Below are 17,775 nucleotides of genomic sequence, written 5' to 3'. Positions count from 1 at the left end.
GGGGCTACTTCAGACCATCCTAAGAGAGATAACAACATGAATGCCTTGCCAAAGAATTGTCTTCAACACCCCGTAATACGTTGCACGCAGTTGAGTGCACCTCTCACATTGTGAGTGTCTGATGAGCGTGTCTTCGCTTACCTGACTTTCCAGCGTTTCACACCAATCACTTTGTGTTCCGAAGTTTTCTGAGAGCTTTGGAAGGGGTTGCTATGACTGACAAAACGGATAAGACCAAACTCTTCATCACTATCGCATTGTGCTTTCTGGTTGCCTTAATGGAGGGCTTAGACCTCCAAGCGCCGGGAATCGCAGCACATGGTATGTCTGCCGATTTCGGTCTGGACAAACTGCAGATGGGCTGGGTTTTCAGTGTCGGTGTTCTCGGTATGCTGCCAGGTGCCTTTGTTGGGGGCCGGCTTGCCGACCGTTACGGTCGAAAAAAAGTACTCATCGTCTCGGTGGCGCTGTTCGGTGTGTTCTCGCTCGTCACGACAATCGCCTGGAGCTTCAACGCGCTGCTGTTTGCTCGGCTGATGACGGGGGTGGGATTAGGGGCATCTTTGCCAAATCTGATTGCCCTGGCGTCTGAGGCGGCTGGCGAGCGCATGCGTGGAACGGCAGTCAGCTTGATGTACTGCGGTGTTCCGCTGGGGGCGGCATTGGCAGCAGCCATTGGCCTTCTCGATCTAGGCGTAGGCTGGAAACTGGTTTTCTACGTAGGCGGAATTGTCCCCCTAGTTATCGTTCCGTTGCTGCTTCTCTATCTCCCTGATCTGTACAAGCAAGCAAATGCTCAGGTCGCTACGACCGAAATCCCTACTGCCAAAAGCATTTTGGTCGACGGTGGGACGCTCAAAATCACTTTGTTGTTATGGGTTAGCTTCTTCTTCACCCTCATGGTCACCTACATCCTCATCAACTGGCTGCCGAGCATTTTGATCGGACAGGGCTTCAAACCGAGTGAGGCAAGCATCGTTGTATTGTCCATGCAGTTGGGTGCTGCAGTTGGGACCTTGATGTTGGGTGTTGCAATGGACCGCCTTCCGATCTGGGCCATGTCAGGTTTGGTTTATGGCGGCATCCTGGTTTCTCTCGCGTGCCTGACTGCTGCTATCTCCCTGCCAGCCATGATTGGCGCCGGGTTCCTCGCGGGGATCTTCACAACTGGCGGGCAATGCGTGCTTTACGCGCTAGCACCTCAATTCTATCCCGCTAATGGTCGCGCAACCGGAACGGGTGCTGCAGTGGCCGTTGGTCGTGTAGGTGCTATGGCCGGGCCACTAGTCGTGGGGAAAATGATGGTTCTCGGAGCGGGTGCAAGCGGTGTGATGTTGGCTTCTGCACCTGGAATCGTGCTCGCCGCCATCTCATTGATTTATCTGTCGTCGCTGAAAAAGGGTCCTGAGCTGAAAGCTTCAGTGGTTTGAGCCCATCCAGCTTCACCAACAAGAACAAAAAAAGAAGAACGACATGAGCAAATCTAGAACTGCGGCCCTAGCGGGCTTGCTTGCAGCGCAGGCGACCTCCATCCAGGCGGCGGGATTCATCGAAGACTCGAAAGCCAAGGTCACCCTGCGCAACTACTACTTTGACCGCAACTATATCAACGAAACCCCGCAGGCTGCTGCACGAGAATGGGCCCAAGGATTCATCGTCAATTTTACCTCCGGCTTTACTGACGGGCCGGTGGGCGTTGGTGTGGATGCCCAAGCCATGATGGGCTTGCGTCTGGACTCGTCGAGTGATCGGGTCGGCACAGGTTTGTTGCCGTTCTCGGCCAGAACCAGAGAGCCGGCCAAGGATTATTCCGAGTTGGGTTTAACGGCCAAGATGAAGATCTCTAAGACTGAGCTTCAATACGGCACCGTCAGCACATTCTTGCCAGTCGCCTTTGCGAGTCCAACCCGTTTGCTGCCGCAGACCTTCCGCGGAACCTACTTACGCTCGCAGGACATTGATGGACTCTCGCTGCATGCCGGATGGCTTGATCGGATAAATCTGCGTGACTCGACCGATTACCAGAAGATGCGGGTATCGGCACCTAATGGCCGCTTCAATGGAGCGGCTGAATCCGATGCCTTCTACTTCCTAGGGGGAGATTACGCGTGGTCGAAGAACCTTACCCTCAAGTACTACTACGCGCAGCTTGAAGATATCTACGACAAAAACTACTTCGGTTTTCTGGACAACCGCGAAATCGGACCTGGCCGATTGATCTCAGATTTCCGCTTTTATGATTCGCGCGAAGACGGTGCTTCGAAGGCCGGAAAGGTAGACAACCGGAATATCGCGTTGATGCTCACCTACCAACTGGGTGTGCACCGCTTGGGCGCTGGGTATATGCAGTTAACCGGTGACACGGCTATGCCTTACCTGTTTGGGACCGAGCCTCTTGTCATCACTGAAGGGACTTTGAGCTCGGAGTTCCTTAATCCTAAGGAGAGAAGCTGGCAGGTCAAATATGACTACGATTTCGTGGGCGCGGGCATCCCTGGGCTCAAGGGAATGCTGCGCTATGTCAGTGGTGACAACATCGATCTACCGAAGCTGGGCGGCAACAACCTGAAGGAGACAGAGAAAGACGTTGAGCTTTCCTACGTGATCCAGAGCGGCACTTTCAAAGACGTTGCTTTCAGGGTTAGGCACGCCTGGTACCGCAATGACTTTGGACCAGGAGCTACGCACCGAGATGACAACGAGCTGCGTGTGAACATCGATTACACCTTTGCCCTTTGGTGAAGCTTACGTAGACCCTCCTACGTGCGACACCCTTTAGCCACGTGCTCACCACGTGGCTTTTTTTTCGATCGATTTCAGAGACGAAAGGCAGCATTGGACGATTGCGACTGATTTTCTTGCATGCTAGCATGCAAGCATGACTTGAGCGTTCTGTCCAACCAGCGATCACGCTGAACAGACGCTCTGATGGCCTGAAAAAAAATACAAGATCAGGAGGTACCATGAATCGCCCATCCCTCATCCGGTCCACTCGGCCCCGCGCGCGGCTGAAGTAGGACTCTACTCTCCCCATAAATCTATCTCTCGAATGGCGACTCGGCGGCGACAGCTTGCTGGGCGCACTTCGGGGTCTGTCAGACGTGTTCCGGGCTTGCGTGCAAGTTCTGAGCATCACTATGTAATGTAGTGGTCTAATGAAACCGGACACTCATTTAGGCGAGAATGCTCGCCATATCGAGGTGTCAGATGACCAAGCAACGTCGTGTCTTTTCCGCTGAATTCAAACGCGAGGCTGCTGACCTCGTACTCAAACAAAATTACAGCTGCATCGAAGCCAGTCGTTCACTCGGCATTGGCGAGTCGGCCCTGCGCCGTTGGGTCAGTCAGCTTCTGCAGGAACGCACAGGCGTCACCCCGCAGAGCAAGGCGCTCACCCCAGAGCAGCAAAAGATCCAGGAACTGGAAGCCCGAATCGCCCGTCTTGAACGAGAGAAATCGATATTAAAAAAGGCTACCGCGCTCTTGATGTCGGAAGATCTCGAGCGTTCGCACTGATCCATCAGCTAAGCGCCCATGAACCTGTTGACTGCTTGTGCGAGGTGTTCGAAATCACCCGTTCGACTTACTACGCCCATCACCTCAGGCGGCGTTCTCCGGGCGTTGAGAGAATTCGATTACGCAGTCGAGTCAACGAACTGTTCACCCAGAGCCGAAACGCTGCTGGCAGCCGAAGTATCGTGTCGATGATGCAGGATGATGGCGAGCAGATCGGGCGTTTCAAGGTGCGAGGCTTGATGCGGGAACTGGGGTTGATCAGCAAGCAGCCTGGCTCGCATGCCTACAAAAAAGCAACGGTCGAGCGGCCTGACATTCCAAATACACTGAATCGTAAATTCGATGTTCCCGAGCCAAACAAGGTTTGGTGCGGTGACATCACCTACATCTGGGCGCAAGGGAAATGGCACTACCTGGCCGTGGTTATGGATCTCTATGCTCGCCGGATAGTGGGCTGGGCGTTATCAGGAAACCCGGATGCTGACTTGGTCACCAAAGCACTGGATATGGCCTATGAGCAACGCGGGAAGCCTCAAGGGCTGCTGTTTCATTCGGATCAGGGATCGCAATATGGAAGTCGCCACTTCCGTCAGCGTCTGTGGCGGTACCGCATCAGCCAGAGCATGAGTCGCCGGGGCAATTGCTACGACAACTCGCCGATGGAGCGAGTATTTCGCAGCTTGAAAACCGAGTGGATACCTTCAGTGGGTTATATGTCGGTTCAGCAGGCACAACGAGACATCAGTCATTATTTGATGCATCGCTACAACTGGATACGGCCTCATCAATTTAATGGCGGGCTAACGCCGGCTCAGGCCGAGAAAAAACTTAACGTCGTGTCCGGGATTAGTTGACCACTACATAATGCCTGGAGAATAAGAAATGACTACCTCCAACAGCTTCGATACCGATGTTTTGGTCATCGGCACCGGCCCCGCAGGTGCAACTACTGCCTTGGCACTCGCCACTTACGGTGTCCGAGTCAAAATGGTCACCATGTTCAATTGGTTGGCCAACTCTCCACGAGCGCACATTACTAACCAGCGTGCCATGGAGGTTGTGCGTGACTTGGGCTTGGAAGACGAGGTGGTGAGAGCTGCTACCCCATGGGATCAGATGGGTGACACGTTGTTCACCACAAGCCTGGCGGGTGAAGAAATCGCCCGCATGCGTACTTGGGGTACCGGTGACAAGCGCAAAGGCGATTACGTTCAAGGTAGCCCCTGCACCATGCTGGACCTGATCCAGCCGGAGATGGAAGCAATCCTGCTCAAGAACGCTGCGGCTCGTGGCGCTCAGGTCAGCTTCAACACCGAGTACATGAGTCACGAGGAAGACTCCGAAGGTGTAACCGCTCTCTTGAAAGACGTGCTCACTGGTGCGGAGTACCAGGTGCGAGCCAAATACTTGGTCGGTGCCGACGGAGCTAACTCCAAAGTCGCCAAAGAAATTGGCCTGCCGATCGAAGGTGAGATGGCACGGGCAGGTACTGCTTATGTGATCTTCAATGCCGACCTAAGCAAGTATGTTGAGCACCGTCCTAGCATTTTGCAGTGGATTGCCACACCAGAGGCTGGCTTTGGGGAGATCGGCATGGGCTTGTTGCGCGCTATCCGCCCGTGGGATCAGTGGATTGCCGGGTGGGGCTTTGACATGACCAAAGGTTCCCCAGACCTCTCGCCAGAAGCGGTTCTGCAGAAAATTCGCTTGTTGGTCGGTGACCCTGATTTGGAAGTTCAGATTGAACGCATGTCGACTTGGTACGTAAACCAGGCACATGCCACCTCGTATTCACGAGGTCGTGTGTTCTGTGCCGGTGACGCGGTCCACCGTCATCCGCCATCCAGTGGGCTGGGTTCGAATACCTGTATGCAGGACGGTTTCAACCTTGCGTGGAAGTTGGCCTATGTAATTCAAGGCTTCGCGGGCCCAGAGCTACTTGGAAGCTATACGGCTGAGCGTGCGCCTGTAGGTAAGCAGATTGTGGCGCGTGCGAATCAGTCGCGTAAAGATTATGCGTTGTTGAAGGAATGCTTCAACTTCGGTAAGGGTGTCGACACTATCGCCAAGCTCCTGGAGCGAATGCGCGATCCAAGCCCAGCTGGGGTAGAGGTCCGCATGAATCTGCAGAAAGCGCTCGAAATCAAGAGTCGCGAATTCAACGCCCAAGGTGTTGAGTTGAATCAGCGCTATGAATCCTCAGCAGTGATGGCTGACCCAAGTGATGGCGAGGAAGTATGGGCTCGCGACAAAGAGCTCTACCTGCAGGCAACGACTCGTCCTGGTGCGAAGCTCCCGCATGCTTGGCTGGTAAATGAGACTGGCCATCGAGTATCTACGCTCGACGTTGTGGGTAAAGGGAAAATGACGTTGATCACCGGTCTTGCGGGGCAGGCGTGGGTTGATGCGGCTAAGCGCTTGGAGTTGCCGTTCCTAAAAATCGTCATCACGGGTGCCAAAGGCACTGCAGACCTCTACTGCGATTGGCAGTCTGTGCGCGAAGTCCATGAAGCCGGCGCCATCCTTGTGCGGCCTGATGGCTATGTTGCATGGCGTCAAAGCGATGCTGTCTGGACTGCCGATGAGGCTGTGGTCCAACTCCAGCAAGCACTTCAGAACGTGCTCGGGTAAGTGTTTCTCTGGGCCCGGCTTCGGCCGGGTCTTTTTTCATCTGGGGAATGATTCCTCAGCCATAAAGAGTGCCGTCATCCGCGTGGTCCCACGCGTTCCTAGCACGGCTACCAAAACTGAATGTTCCTGATCCCCGATGTCAGCAATGCTTTGCTGATGAGTGTTGTTCTGTGGGTGATGAACTGCCTTAAGTGCGATGAGGTTATCTATGGCTAAGGCCGCCGATGTTGTTGTGCAGTGCTTGGAAAACGAAGGCGTCGAATATGTGTTCGGCATTCCGGGTGAGGAAAACCTTGACCTGCTGGAATCCTTGCGCAAGTCGAAGATCAAGTTGGTCCTGACCCGCCACGAGCAGTCCGCGGGCTTCATGGCCGCCACCTACGGCCGCCTGACCGGCAAGACCGGCGTCAGCCTGTCGACCCTGGGCCCTGGCGCGACCAACCTGGTCACCGCCAGTGCCTACGCCTACCTGGGCGGCATGCCGATGATGATGATCACTGGCCAGAAGCCGATCAAGAAGTCCAAGCAGGGTCGCTTCCAGATCATTGACGTGTGCGGCATGATGGCCCCCATCACCAAGTACACCCACCAGTTCGCCTCGGCCGACAACATCCCGGCCCGTATGCGCGAAGCGTTCCGCCTGGCTGAAGAAGAAAAGCCAGGGGCCGTGCACCTGGAGCTGCCGGAAGATATTGCTGCCGAGCAGACTGACGCTCTACCGATCCCTCCAAGCCTGCATCGCCGCCCGCTGGCCGAGCACAAGGCTATCGAAGCGGCGGTTGAGAAACTGCAGAACGCGCGCAGCCCAATCCTGGTGATCGGCGCCGGTGCCAACCGCAAGATGACCGCCAAGGTCCTCAAGCAGCTGATCGACAAGACCGGCATCCCGTTCATCACCACCCAGATGGGCAAAGGCGTGGTCGATGAGCGCCACCCGCGCTTCCTCGGCAACGCTGCGCTTTCGTCCGGTGACTTCGTCCACCGCGCCATTGAAGCAGCCGACCTGATCATCAACATCGGCCACGACGTGATCGAGAAGCCGCCATTCTTCATGGTCCGTGGCGGCACCGAAGTCATCCACATCAGCTTCCGCTCCGCCGAAGTCGATGCCGTGTACTTCCCGCAGGTCGAAGTGATCGGCGACATAGCAAACGCCGTCTGGCAGATCAGCGAAGCCCTGAACGACACTTCGCACTGGGACTTCACCCGCCTGATGGCCATCCGTGAAGCCAACGAAGCGCAAATCGCCGAAGGCGCTGACGATGACCGCTTCCCAGTCTACCCACAGCGCCTGGTCGCCGACATCCGCCGCGTGCTGCCCTCCGAAGGCATCGTCGCCTTGGACAACGGCATCTACAAGATCTGGTTTGCCCGCAACTACAAGGCGCACAAGCCGAATACGGTGCTGCTGGATAACGCCTTGGCCACCATGGGCGCTGGCTTGCCATCGGCCATGGCCGCGCACCTGGTGCATCCGGACCGCCCGGTGATTTCGGTCTGCGGTGACGGCGGTTTCATGATGAACAGCCAGGAGCTGGAAACGGCTGTACGTCTGGGCATGCACATCACCGTGGTGATCCTGCGTGACGACGGCTACGGCATGATCCGCTGGAAGCAGGCCAACATGGGCTTCACCGATTTCGGCCTGGACTACGGCAATCCGGACTTCGTCAAGTACGCCGAAGCCTACGGCGCCCACGGGTATCGGGTGGAGAGTGCAGATGCACTGCAGCCGCTGCTCGATCACTGTATCTCCAATCCGGGCGTGCACGTGATCGACTGCCCGGTCGACTACAGCGAGAACGACCGCATCCTGAACAGCGAGTTGCGTGAGCGAGCACTGGCAATCTAAAAGAACCTCTCTCGACATTTAGAATGTCCGACAGCTTTTGCGACAATCGCGGAACGCCTATTGTTGCTGCTTGAGTGAGGCGGAAGAAGGTCAGTCGGCTTCTTTCGCCGCACCATAAAGGCCATCTTGCATTTGAAATTGACTCCAGAGGCAGTAGTCGCGATATTCGTGGAGACAAAATAACAATGAAGTCTATACGCTCGTCAATTGCTATCTATTCTGGCTCCATACTGCTGGTTGCAGTTCTGTCGTTTTTGGCTGCAGTCTACAAAATTAATTCTGAGGTCTTTGAGCTGGTCAGTCATCGAGTTCAAGGATTGCAGGAAAACAATATCGAGAAATATTTGTTTGCAAACGCTGGTCAGCAAGCCGAAAAGATTTCGGCGGGTTTGGCTAACGCAGCATTGGTAACAAAAGCTCTTGCAGATGTCGTGTCATCTCAATCTCAGCAAGAATCGCTGGCAGGGGTAAGCCGGAAAGCCCTAACAGACATACTTAAAAGTTTCATGGAGAGCAATCCAGATCTATTAACTATTGGTATAGGTTTAGAGCCAGGGGGGCTTGATAATAATGATGGGGCTCATCGTGGACAGCCTGGTCATGATGAGCAAGGTCGTTTTTTACCCGCCTGGTTAAAAACTGCGTCAGGGCCTATCCTGATATCAATGACTGACATGGGCAATCCAGAGGTGGCTGCTGAAGGGTTTCGCAAGGGTGAGTATTATTTATGCCCTAAAGAAAAGAGAACGCTATGCGTTCTTGATCCCAGAAGCTATGGCACAGACAAGGGTCAGCTTTTATTACCAGTTTTCTCTAGCCCGATAATTGTTGCCGGAAATTTTGTCGGCATTGCGACCAATGCTCCTTCGATTGCCTTTATACAAGGTCTAGCTGAAACATCTAACGAGAAGATGATGTCGGGCGTCGGTGAAGTGGCAATTATTGGGAAGAATGGAAGAGTCATCGCCTACAGTAAGGACAATAGCCTCATCACTCACAGCGTGAATGAGATCCTCAACAGCGACGAGGTGGAACTATACGAACGCTCCAAGCAGAGTTCAGCTTACAAACTGGATAGAGCCCTTGGTGTCGTTGAGCTGTTCATGCCGTTCGCGGTTGCTGGTAGTGAAACCAACTGGACGATCATGATCAGGCTTCCGTTGGAAGCCGTCGAGTCGGAGTTACTGCATCTACAAAAGGATCTCCGTCAAAGTAGTGATAACTCTATACTCTCTCTGGGAATTTTTGGGGGGCTTCTTGGAACGCTTGGAATAGTTACAATGTTGTGGCTCAGCGTAAGGATCGTTACACCTATACGAGACCTTCGACAAATGCTTTATGAAGTAGCTGCCGGTGATGGTGATTTGACGGGCAGGTTGAATATCAAGAGGAACGATGAAGTGGGTGGTGTCGCTACCAATCTTAACGGTTTTCTTGATAAGTTACAGCATATGGTTAAACAGATCATCATGTCTGTTCGCCAGGTCCGACTTTCCTCAATTGCATCGACCGGCAACGCTGAGCAAACGAAAAATGGGCTTAACTCCCAGAGGGAAGAAATTTCACTTGTTGTTACCGCCATTAACGAAATGGCCGCAACTACGCAAGAAATCGCCCGCAGCGCGAGTGAGGCGTCTGAATCTGCAAGCTATGCGAATGAACAGGCCGGCGTAGGAGCTCAAGTTGTCTCGGTCAATTCCAATGCAGTTAGATCATTGGCCGAAGAAATTTCCAATGCTGCAGAGGTAGTGAGAAAGCTGGCGTCAGAGAGTGATAATATAGGCCAGATTTTGAAGGTTATTCGCGGCATTGCCGAACAGACTAATTTGCTAGCGTTAAATGCTGCAATTGAAGCTGCAAGAGCGGGTGAGCAAGGTCGCGGATTTGCCGTGGTCGCTGATGAGGTGAGGGCGCTTGCTCAGAAAACTCAAAAGGCTACTTCCGAAATTGAGAGCCTGATTGCGCTTCTCCACCAGGGTACGCAAGACGCGGTTAACTCTATAAACTCAAGTAAAGGTAAAGCCGCTGATAGTGTGAGTCAATCTGAACGTGTCAGTGAAGCACTAAGCAATATTGCCAGTTCAGTTCTGAAGATTAATGACATGAGTGCGCAGATCGCAAGTGCCGCTGAACAACAAGCCATCGTTGCAAGCGAGATTCAGCAAAGCATGACGAAGATCGATAACACTGCAAATCACATCTCTAGGTTGGCGGACGAATCATTTACTGCCAGTCATGAGCTCAGGATTCAAGTCGAGAATCAACAAGGCTTGGTCGAGCACTTCAAAGTTGGATAGCCGGCCCCGGTGTGTACAGTAATTGACTGTACTATCGACACTACGCTTAGCGACACACTGATGTGGTCAGGCTTGCCGAGCCTCCTCGCACACCATGTAGAGAGGAGGTTCCTTGAGCAAGGCCAAGAATGATTTGAGCGCTGCCTTAATCACTTGTGGCGGCTGTTCGCTGCTTCGTAGTCCCTCATAGAGCAGACCAGTGACCAGTCCCTTGATGACAGCTATTGCGGTTTGAAGGTCCAGAGTCGGCGGAAGCTCACCTTGGGCAATTGCATTCCGAAGAACCTGATGAATGTACTGCAGAAACCGGTTGCTTGCCTGCACCATGCGATGGTGGATCAGACCTGACTCATCAAAACCTTGGAAAATCAGTATCTCCGAGAAGTGTTTTGATTCGGGACTATGGACCGACTCCAGCATGGAAGTAACAACTTCCTCCCAAGAGGTCTCGATCCCCTTTTCGGGCGAAAATTCCAACTCAAGTGGATGCTGTCGAGATGACAGCACCTCCTGGAGTACGTCCTGCTTCCCGTTGAAATGCCAGTAGACCGCACCACGCGTGACGCCAGCCTTTTTTGCTATTTGATCTAGCGTAGCGTTTGAAACGCCTTGGGAAGCGAATATCTCTACAGCGGCGTCAATAATGCGTTGTCTAGTCTCCTCAGCCTCGGCAGCGGTCTTCCTGGCCATCGACTTCAGCTCGTTTTCTCCGAGGCACGACCAATCGCGCGCTCAATGTTCTGCTTGCTTAGCAGAAGCGATTCTTTAATCGCGTCAGATTGCAATCTGGCCCTGGAGCTTGGCATTACTACAGCGAGCGAGTAGTAGCCAAGATAGGTATCCAACAAGGTTGCGAACGAGCACGCACCATCAATGTGCTCATCGATATCACTTGCCACACTGCTCACTCTGACTTCTTTCAGCTGCTCAATCAGATCCTGACGCCCCAGTGTGTTGGGAGTATAGACAGGAAGCTGCTTGGCGAGTGCTGTTTGAAGCGATTCTTCGGGGAGAGCCGCGAGGAGCACTTTACCAGCAGCGGTTGCTGCAGCTGGGACGTGGATCCCAATAGGAAATACAACCCGCAGTTCTCGCTCGGAGACAATGCGGTCTAAGACATAAATCTTGTCTCCTGCAAGCGAGGCTAAGCAGACCGATTCGTCGAGCTCATCTGCAAGCGCGCGTACGTAAGGTTTTACTAACGAAAGAATGTCGGCCTGCGCCTGATTGATGAGCTGGCCCAGCGCGGGACCAAGTCGGAAGCCACCGCTCGGGCCGAGCGCTTCCACCAGAAACTCTTCCTCGAGCGCGTAGATGATTCGTTGCACTGTCGAGCGGGGTAATCCAACAACCTGTGCGATGGCGGCCAGGCTTAGGCCATGTGGATGGTTGCCAAGCGCACGCATGATGGAGGCCGCTCGGGCAATAACCTGAATGCCTCCAGCCTTCGCACCATTTTCGTCTGATTGATTCATATCGATTCCTCTGCGCGGACCGTCTCTGCCGCATTTCTCTATTTGGCCGTCACTTTAGAGCTCCCTGTCCACTCAAGCCAGTCACCTCTCCTGAACGCTGATGCCATATCACTGCGACCGACGGTCGTTCTGGCTCGCTTGCATCCATCGTACCGCATAATGGTACACTTGCCCACATTGCGAATCTGAGACCACCTGCCTCGGTATAGGGGCGGAGACATGGAGCCAACTGGTGATAAACTTACGACCTTTGCGTGCAACACACGTGATGCCCTTCGTTGCGCTGATGCTGATAACCGGGTGCGGAGAACAAAAGCAGTCAAGCGTGGCCGTTACGCCCCCTGAGGTGGGTGTCTACACGGTGCGTTCGCAAGCGCTGACTTTAACCACTGACCTGCCAGGACGTACCTCGGCTTACCGAGTTGCAGAAGTGCGACCTCAGGTTTCAGGTATTCTCGAGAAGCGTTCGTTTGTCGAGGGTGCTGAAGTCAAACTGGGGCAGCAGCTGTATCAGATTGACCCCCGTACCTACGAGGCGCGACTGCGCCGTGCAGAAGCCAACCGCACTAGCGCTGAAAACCTGGCGCGGCGTTATGAAACGCTGCTGCAGACCAAAGCAGTCAGCAAACAGCAGTACGATGACGCGTTGGCGGCTTGGAAACAGGCGGAGGCCGACTATCAAGTCGCTCGTATTGATGTCCAGTACACCCGCGTGTTGTCTCCCATTTCAGGGCGTATTGGGCGTTCGGCAGTAACGGAGGGGGCGCTCGTCACCAATGGACAAGCCCAATCGTTGGCCACCGTGACTCAGCTGGATCCCATCTATGTAGACGTGACCCAACCGATCACTAAGCTTCTGGGCCTGCAAAAGGCGCTGGAATCCGGTCGACTGCAGAACTCCGGCGAGAACCAAGCACATGTCAGCTTGAGCCTGGATGATGGAAGTGCCTACCCGTTGCCAGGTGTGCTCAAGTTCTCGGAAGTAAGCGTCGATCCGACAACCGGGTCGGTCACCCTGCGTGCCGAATTCCCTAATCCAGACCGCAAGTTGCTGCCAGGCATGTTTGTCCATGCGCTACTCAAGGAAGGTGTTCAGCAGGCGGCAATCCTGGTGCCACAGCAGGCTATCAGCCGCGATACGCGGGGTGTCCCGACTGTCTGGGTTGTGAAATCGGACAATACGGTCGAATCACGTGAAGTCGAGACCCTTCGCACGGTAGGTAACGCCTGGCTGATCGGCAAAGGTGTTAATGCTGGTGAGCGAATCATCACCGAAGGTGTCCAGCGTGTCCGCAGCGGTATTGCAGTCAACGCTGTAGAAGCTAAGAACGTCGATTTGGTAGCTGAGTTCGCTGCCACAACTGAAGCCTCGGCTAACTGAGGGGGCCACAGTCATGTCTCGCTTTTTTATCGACAGGCCCATTTTTGCTTGGGTTCTCGCGATTGTCGCTATGCTTGCCGGCACATTGTCGCTGGTAAAAATGCCGATTAGCCAATATCCGAACATTGCGGCACCTGCGGTATCGATCCAGGTGAGCTATCCGGGGGCTTCAGCACAAACTGTCCAGGACACAGTGGTTCAGGTTATTGAGCAGCAGCTCAGTGGCCTGGATGGGTTCCGCTACATGTCGGCAGAGAGCGCGTCCGACGGTAGCATGACCATCATCGTGACCTTCGAGCAGGGGACTGATCCTGACATCGCGCAGGTACAGGTGCAGAACAAGCTGCAGCTTGCGACTCCGCGCTTGCCGGAAGAAGTGCAGCGGCAGGGGCTGCGGGTTGTTAAGTACCAGATGAACTTCTTCCTGGTAATGAGCCTGGTTGATCGGTCCGGCAAGTTGGACAACTTCGACCTGGGCAACCTGATTGCTTCACAGCTGCAAGATCCAATCTCTCGTATACCCGGTGTCGGCGACTTCCAGCTGTTTGGTTCACCCTACGCTATGCGCATCTGGCTTGATCCAGGCAAGCTCAACAGCTACCAATTGACTCCGACCGACGTTGCGACTGCGATTCGTGAACAAAACGTCCAGGTATCGTCGGGCCAATTGGGCGGATTACCAACCCGCTCTGGCGTGCAGCTCAATGCGACCGTTCTGGGTAAGACTCGCATGACCACGCCAAGCCAGTTCGAAGAAATTCTGGTCAAGGTAAATGCAGATGGCTCCCAGGTCCGAGTGAAGGATGTGGGCCGCGCAGAGCTTGGGGCGGACAGCTTCGCGATCTCTGCCCAATACAAGGATTCGCCTACTGCCAGTTTGGCGTTGCGATTGTCCACTGGCGGCAACCTCTTGGAAACCGTAGCCGCGGTCAAAAAGCTGATGGATCAGCAGAAGGCATACCTGCCTGAAGGGGTTGAGGTCATTTACCCCTACGACACGACGCCCGTCGTCGACGCTTCTATTGAGTCGGTGGTGCACACCATCTTTGAGGCCGTTGTACTGGTCTTCTTGGTGATGTACCTGTTCCTGCAGAGTTTCCGGGCCACGTTGATCCCAACGCTGGCAGTGCCAGTGGTGCTGCTTGCCACATTCGCCTTGCTGCCTTACTTCGGCATCAACATCAACGTGCTCACCATGTACGCAATGGTGCTGGCCATCGGGTTGTTGGTGGACGATGCGATCGTTGTTGTGGAGAACGTCGAGCGGCTTATGCACGAGGAAGGCTTATCGCCTCTCGAGGCCACTCGCAAGTCGATGGACCAAATCTCCGGGGCCCTCGTGGGTATCGGTATGGTGCTGTCGGCCGTGTTTGTGCCAATGGCCTTCTTTGGTGGCTCTGCCGGCATCATTTACCAGCAGTTCGCAATCACGATCGTCGTGTGTATGGGGCTGTCGATCTTCGTCGCTCTCGTGTTCACTCCGGCACTGTGCGTGACCATTCTCAAAGCTCCTGAAGGTCATGGTCACCACGAGAAGAAAGGCTTCTTCGGTTGGTTTAACCGAGTCTTCGACCGAGGCACGCTGCGCTTTGAACGGGGTGTTGGTGCAATGCTCAAACATCGCGGTCGGTACCTGCTTGCATTCGTGCTGATCACCGGCGGCACGGGTTATCTGTTTACTGAGATCCCAAAGGCATTCCTGCCCAATGAAGACCAGGGCTTGATGATGATTGAGGTGCGCATGCCGGCTAACGCCTCGGCTGAGCGGACCGAGGGTGTGCTGCAAGAAGTGCGTGAGTACCTGACCAACGAAGAGGGGGTGCTTGTTGAGCACTTCATGACGGTAAACGGCTTCAACTTCGCTGGCCGCGGCCAAAACTCAGGCCTTGTGTTGATCACGTTCAAGGATTGGAAGGAGCGTCACGGCAAGGGGCAGAGTGTATTCGACATTGCTCAGAGAGCGAATCAACGTTTCGCCAAGATCAAGGACGCAAGTGTCATGGCATTCGTTCCTCCAGCCATCTTGGAGATGGGTAATGCCATGGGCTTCAACCTCTATCTCCAGGACAACCTTGGTCTTGGGCATGAGGCGTTGATGGCGGCTCGGAACCAGTTCCTGCAACTGGCGAGTGAAAATCCAAAGCTCCAAGCTGTCCGTCCGAACGGCAAGGATGACGAACCACAGTTCCAGGTGAACATTGATGACGAGAAGGCTCGTGCACTGCAGGTGAGCATTGCAGCTATCAATGAAACGATGTCGGCGGCCTGGGGATCGATGTACGTCAACGACTTCATTGATCGTGGCCGTGTTAAGCGGGTGTACATCCAAGGCGAAGATACTTCGCGCATTGCTCCTGAAGACTTCGACAAGTGGTACGTACGCAACAGCCTTGGGCAAATGGTTCCTTTCTCGGCCTTTGCTACTGCAGAGTGGGTCAATGGCTCTCCAAAACTGGAACGCTATGGTGGCATCTCTGCCCTGAACATTCTGGGTGAGCCTGCACCTGGCTACAGCACCGGTGACGCGATGATTGAAATCGCCGAGATCATGAAACAGCTGCCACCTGGCATCGGCTTGAGCTACACGGGTCTTTCGTACGAAGAGATTCAAACGGGCGACCAAGCACCTTTGCTATATGCGCTGACTGTTCTCATCGTGTTCCTCTGCCTGGCCGCTCTCTATGAGAGCTGGTCGGTACCGGTGTCAGTGATCTTGGTGGTTCCACTGGGCATTCTCGGCGCGGTCTTGGCTACGCTGTGGCGCGATCTTACTGCTGACGTTTACTTCCAGGTCGGCTTGATGACGACCGTCGGCCTGTCTGCGAAGAACGCCATTTTGATCGTTGAATTCGCCAAGGAGCTGTACGAGAAACAGGGCTATCCAATCGGTAAAGCCGCTGTAGAGGCTGCGAAATTGCGGCTGCGCCCAATCCTCATGACATCGCTTGCCTTCACATTCGGCGTGCTGCCGATGGCTATTGCATCAGGGGCCGGGGCTGGTAGTCAGCATTCCATCGCTACCGGCGTTGTGGGGGGCATGATCACCGCTACCGTGCTGGCTGTCTTCTTCGTGCCTTTGTTCTACGTCGTGGTTGTTAAGCTGTTTGAGGGATTCATGAAGCGTAAACCTAACGCCAGCGAGGTAGAGACTCATGAAGTTTAAGTCTCTCCCTGTTTTTGCGGTGCTCATGCTGAGTGGGTGCAGTTTGATCCCCGATTACCGACAGCCGGAGGCGCCCGTTGAGGCAAGTTGGCCAAAGGGCCAGGCTTACACTGGGCCGGTGGCTGAAGCAGGTTCATCGACGGCTTTGCCCGAGGTAAAGCAGTTCTTCAAAGACCCAGCGCTCATCCGCCTGCTGGATGTTGCCCTGCAGAACAACCGCGACTTGCGAGTCGCGGCCAAGAATGTCGAGGCCTACAGGGCTCTCTATCAAATTCAGCGAGCAGAGCGATTCCCGACGCTCGATGGCGCTGCATCTGGTAGCCGGCGTCGTCTGCCGGATGACCTGTCGCCAACAGGGCAATCTCGCATCGACAGCCAGTACGAAGTGGGTTTGGTTACCGCTTATGAGCTGGATCTGTTTGGCCGCATTAAGAGCCTGACAAGCCAGGCACTGCAGCAGTACCTGGCGACGGAAGAAGCGCAGCACAGTGTACAAATCGCATTGATTGGTGACGTGGCTACCACTTACTTCCTATGGCGTACTGATCAGGCACTCTTGGAGCTGACCGATGCGACATTGAATAGCTACGTCGAGAGTCTTTCGATGATCGAGGCCAGCGCTGTTGCTGGTACCTCTTCAGAGCTTGATGTCCGGCAAGCTCGTACCCTGGTGAACCAGGCGGAGGCGCAAAAAGCGTTGTACACCCGGCGAATTGCTGAAGATGCCAATGCTCTTCAGCTGCTGGTGGGTGGAAAAATCCCTGAGGACTTGCCGAAAGGCTCACCTTTGGCAATGAGCGCGATTGGGGACGTACCAGCCGGACTTCCAGCAGACCTATTGCTAAACAGACCCGATATCCGTGCGGCCGAACACCAACTGTTGGCCGCCAATGCCAACATCGGCGCAGCGCGGGCGGCGTTCTTCCCACGCATCAGCCTGACCGCTTCGGTTGGATCGGCCAGCCGTGATTTGGATGGCTTGTTCAACGGTGGATCTGACAGTTGGAGCTTTTCCCCGCAGATCAGCGTGCCCATTTTCAACGCTGGCAGATTGCGGGCCAACCTCGACTACGCAGAGATTCAGAAGGACGTTAGCGTAGCGACCTATGAGAAAAGTATCCAAACGGCTTTTCGGGAAGTTGCTGACGGATTGGCCGCTAGAGGCACCTATGGCAAGCAGCTCACTGCCCAAAGCCAGTTGGTGGAGAATTACAAATCCTACTTCGATCTGGCGCAGCAGAGATATGACCAGGGTATCGATAGCTACCTAACTGTCCTGGATGCTCAGCGAGAACTGTTCGCGTCTCAGCAGCAACTGCTGAATGACCAGCTCAATCAAATCAACAGCGAAGTACAACTCTACAAGGCTCTTGGAGGAGGCTGGAGCACGAAGTCTATGTGATAAGTTGGGCGGCGCTTTGTGAAGAGCCGCCCTAACTTTCAGCTTGAAATTGATTCGT

General features: G+C 54.5%; 11 protein-coding genes and 1 pseudogene. 10 read left to right on the top strand and 2 right to left on the bottom strand.

What is annotated here, in order from left to right; all coding sequences use genetic code 11:
- Positions 1-212: 212 nt before the first annotated feature.
- The 7 genes and pseudogenes from mhpT (at position 213) to YA0848_RS36845 (ending at position 10,296) form a co-directional block, all read left to right on the top strand.
- Entirely contained in the window at positions 213-1,430 is a 1,218-nt protein-coding gene (gene mhpT / locus YA0848_RS32400) for a 3-(3-hydroxy-phenyl)propionate transporter MhpT (protein ID WP_198731524.1), read from the top strand.
- 43 nt (positions 1,431-1,473) lie between these two features.
- Positions 1,474-2,742 carry an OprD family porin gene (locus YA0848_RS32395; RefSeq protein WP_198731523.1) on the top strand — a complete coding sequence of 423 codons (1,269 nt, stop codon included), beginning with the start codon at positions 1,474-1,476 and terminating at the stop codon, positions 2,740-2,742.
- A 465-nt stretch (positions 2,743-3,207) separates the two neighbouring features.
- Positions 3,208-4,370 (top strand): IS3 family transposase gene (locus YA0848_RS32390; protein WP_087148787.1). Its coding sequence is split into 2 segments (ribosomal slippage): positions 3,208-3,463 and positions 3,463-4,370, totalling 1,164 coding nucleotides; the frame shifts between segments, so codons are not numbered across the junction.
- A gap of 28 nt (positions 4,371-4,398) precedes the next feature.
- Positions 4,399-6,147 carry an FAD-dependent oxidoreductase gene (locus YA0848_RS32385; RefSeq protein ID WP_198731522.1) on the top strand — a complete coding sequence of 583 codons (1,749 nt, stop codon included), beginning with the start codon at positions 4,399-4,401 and terminating at the stop codon, positions 6,145-6,147.
- 208 nt (positions 6,148-6,355) lie between these two features.
- Complete coding sequence (locus YA0848_RS32380) at positions 6,356-7,999, top strand: acetolactate synthase large subunit (protein ID WP_198731521.1); 1,644 nt, start codon at positions 6,356-6,358, stop codon at positions 7,997-7,999.
- A gap of 185 nt (positions 8,000-8,184) precedes the next feature.
- A pseudogene (locus tag YA0848_RS36850) lies at positions 8,185-9,435 on the top strand (HAMP domain-containing protein); the annotation flags it as partial.
- 15 nt (positions 9,436-9,450) lie between these two features.
- Positions 9,451-10,296, top strand: coding sequence for a methyl-accepting chemotaxis protein (locus YA0848_RS36845; RefSeq protein WP_442967249.1), 846 nt, complete (start codon positions 9,451-9,453; stop codon positions 10,294-10,296).
- A 66-nt stretch (positions 10,297-10,362) separates the two neighbouring features.
- Here the strand turns inward: YA0848_RS36845 and YA0848_RS32370 are convergent, their stop codons facing one another.
- Complete coding sequence (locus YA0848_RS32370; RefSeq protein WP_198731519.1) at positions 10,363-10,986, bottom strand: TetR family transcriptional regulator; 624 nt, start codon at positions 10,984-10,986, stop codon at positions 10,363-10,365.
- 5 nt (positions 10,987-10,991) lie between these two features.
- On the bottom strand, positions 10,992-11,771 hold the full coding sequence (gene srpS / locus YA0848_RS32365) for a solvent efflux transporter transcriptional repressor SrpS (RefSeq protein WP_198731518.1): 780 nt from the start codon (positions 11,769-11,771) through the stop codon (positions 10,992-10,994).
- Between the two features lie 268 nt (positions 11,772-12,039).
- On the opposite strand from srpS, the gene srpA reads away from it, so the two are divergent.
- The 3 genes from srpA to srpC are packed head-to-tail and all read left to right on the top strand — an operon-like array spanning position 12,040 to position 17,717.
- On the top strand, positions 12,040-13,152 hold the full coding sequence (srpA, locus tag YA0848_RS32360; protein ID WP_232925235.1) for a solvent efflux RND transporter periplasmic adaptor subunit SrpA: 1,113 nt from the start codon (positions 12,040-12,042) through the stop codon (positions 13,150-13,152).
- A gap of 13 nt (positions 13,153-13,165) precedes the next feature.
- Positions 13,166-16,315 carry a solvent efflux RND transporter permease subunit SrpB gene (srpB, locus tag YA0848_RS32355; protein WP_198731516.1) on the top strand — a complete coding sequence of 1,050 codons (3,150 nt, stop codon included), beginning with the start codon at positions 13,166-13,168 and terminating at the stop codon, positions 16,313-16,315.
- Positions 16,305-17,717 (top strand): solvent efflux RND transporter outer membrane subunit SrpC, encoded by a 1,413-nt coding sequence (gene srpC / locus YA0848_RS32350; RefSeq protein WP_198731515.1) that lies wholly within the window; start codon positions 16,305-16,307, stop codon positions 17,715-17,717. The genes srpB and srpC overlap by 11 nt, the downstream gene beginning before the upstream one ends.
- Positions 17,718-17,775: the final 58 nt, after the last annotated feature.

It is taken from the genome of Pseudomonas sp. S4_EA_1b (genome assembly GCF_016307435.1).
Taxonomy (GTDB): Bacteria; Pseudomonadota; Gammaproteobacteria; order Pseudomonadales; family Pseudomonadaceae; genus Aquipseudomonas; species Aquipseudomonas rhodesiae.
This window is presented reverse-complemented; position numbering and strand designations above follow the sequence as displayed.

Coding starts and splice junctions, on each gene's coding strand:
- mhpT (WP_198731524.1), top strand. CDS start 213: ATGACTGACAAAACGGATAAGACCAAACTCTTCATCACTATCGCATTG.
- YA0848_RS32395 (WP_198731523.1), top strand. CDS start 1,474: ATGAGCAAATCTAGAACTGCGGCCCTAGCGGGCTTGCTTGCAGCGCAG.
- YA0848_RS32385 (WP_198731522.1), top strand. CDS start 4,399: ATGACTACCTCCAACAGCTTCGATACCGATGTTTTGGTCATCGGCACC.
- YA0848_RS32380 (WP_198731521.1), top strand. CDS start 6,356: ATGGCTAAGGCCGCCGATGTTGTTGTGCAGTGCTTGGAAAACGAAGGC.
- YA0848_RS36845 (WP_442967249.1), top strand. CDS start 9,451: ATGGTTAAACAGATCATCATGTCTGTTCGCCAGGTCCGACTTTCCTCA.
- YA0848_RS32370 (WP_198731519.1), bottom strand. CDS start 10,986: ATGGCCAGGAAGACCGCTGCCGAGGCTGAGGAGACTAGACAACGCATT.
- srpS (WP_198731518.1), bottom strand. CDS start 11,771: ATGAATCAATCAGACGAAAATGGTGCGAAGGCTGGAGGCATTCAGGTT.
- srpA (WP_232925235.1), top strand. CDS start 12,040: ATGCCCTTCGTTGCGCTGATGCTGATAACCGGGTGCGGAGAACAAAAG.
- srpB (WP_198731516.1), top strand. CDS start 13,166: ATGTCTCGCTTTTTTATCGACAGGCCCATTTTTGCTTGGGTTCTCGCG.
- srpC (WP_198731515.1), top strand. CDS start 16,305: ATGAAGTTTAAGTCTCTCCCTGTTTTTGCGGTGCTCATGCTGAGTGGG.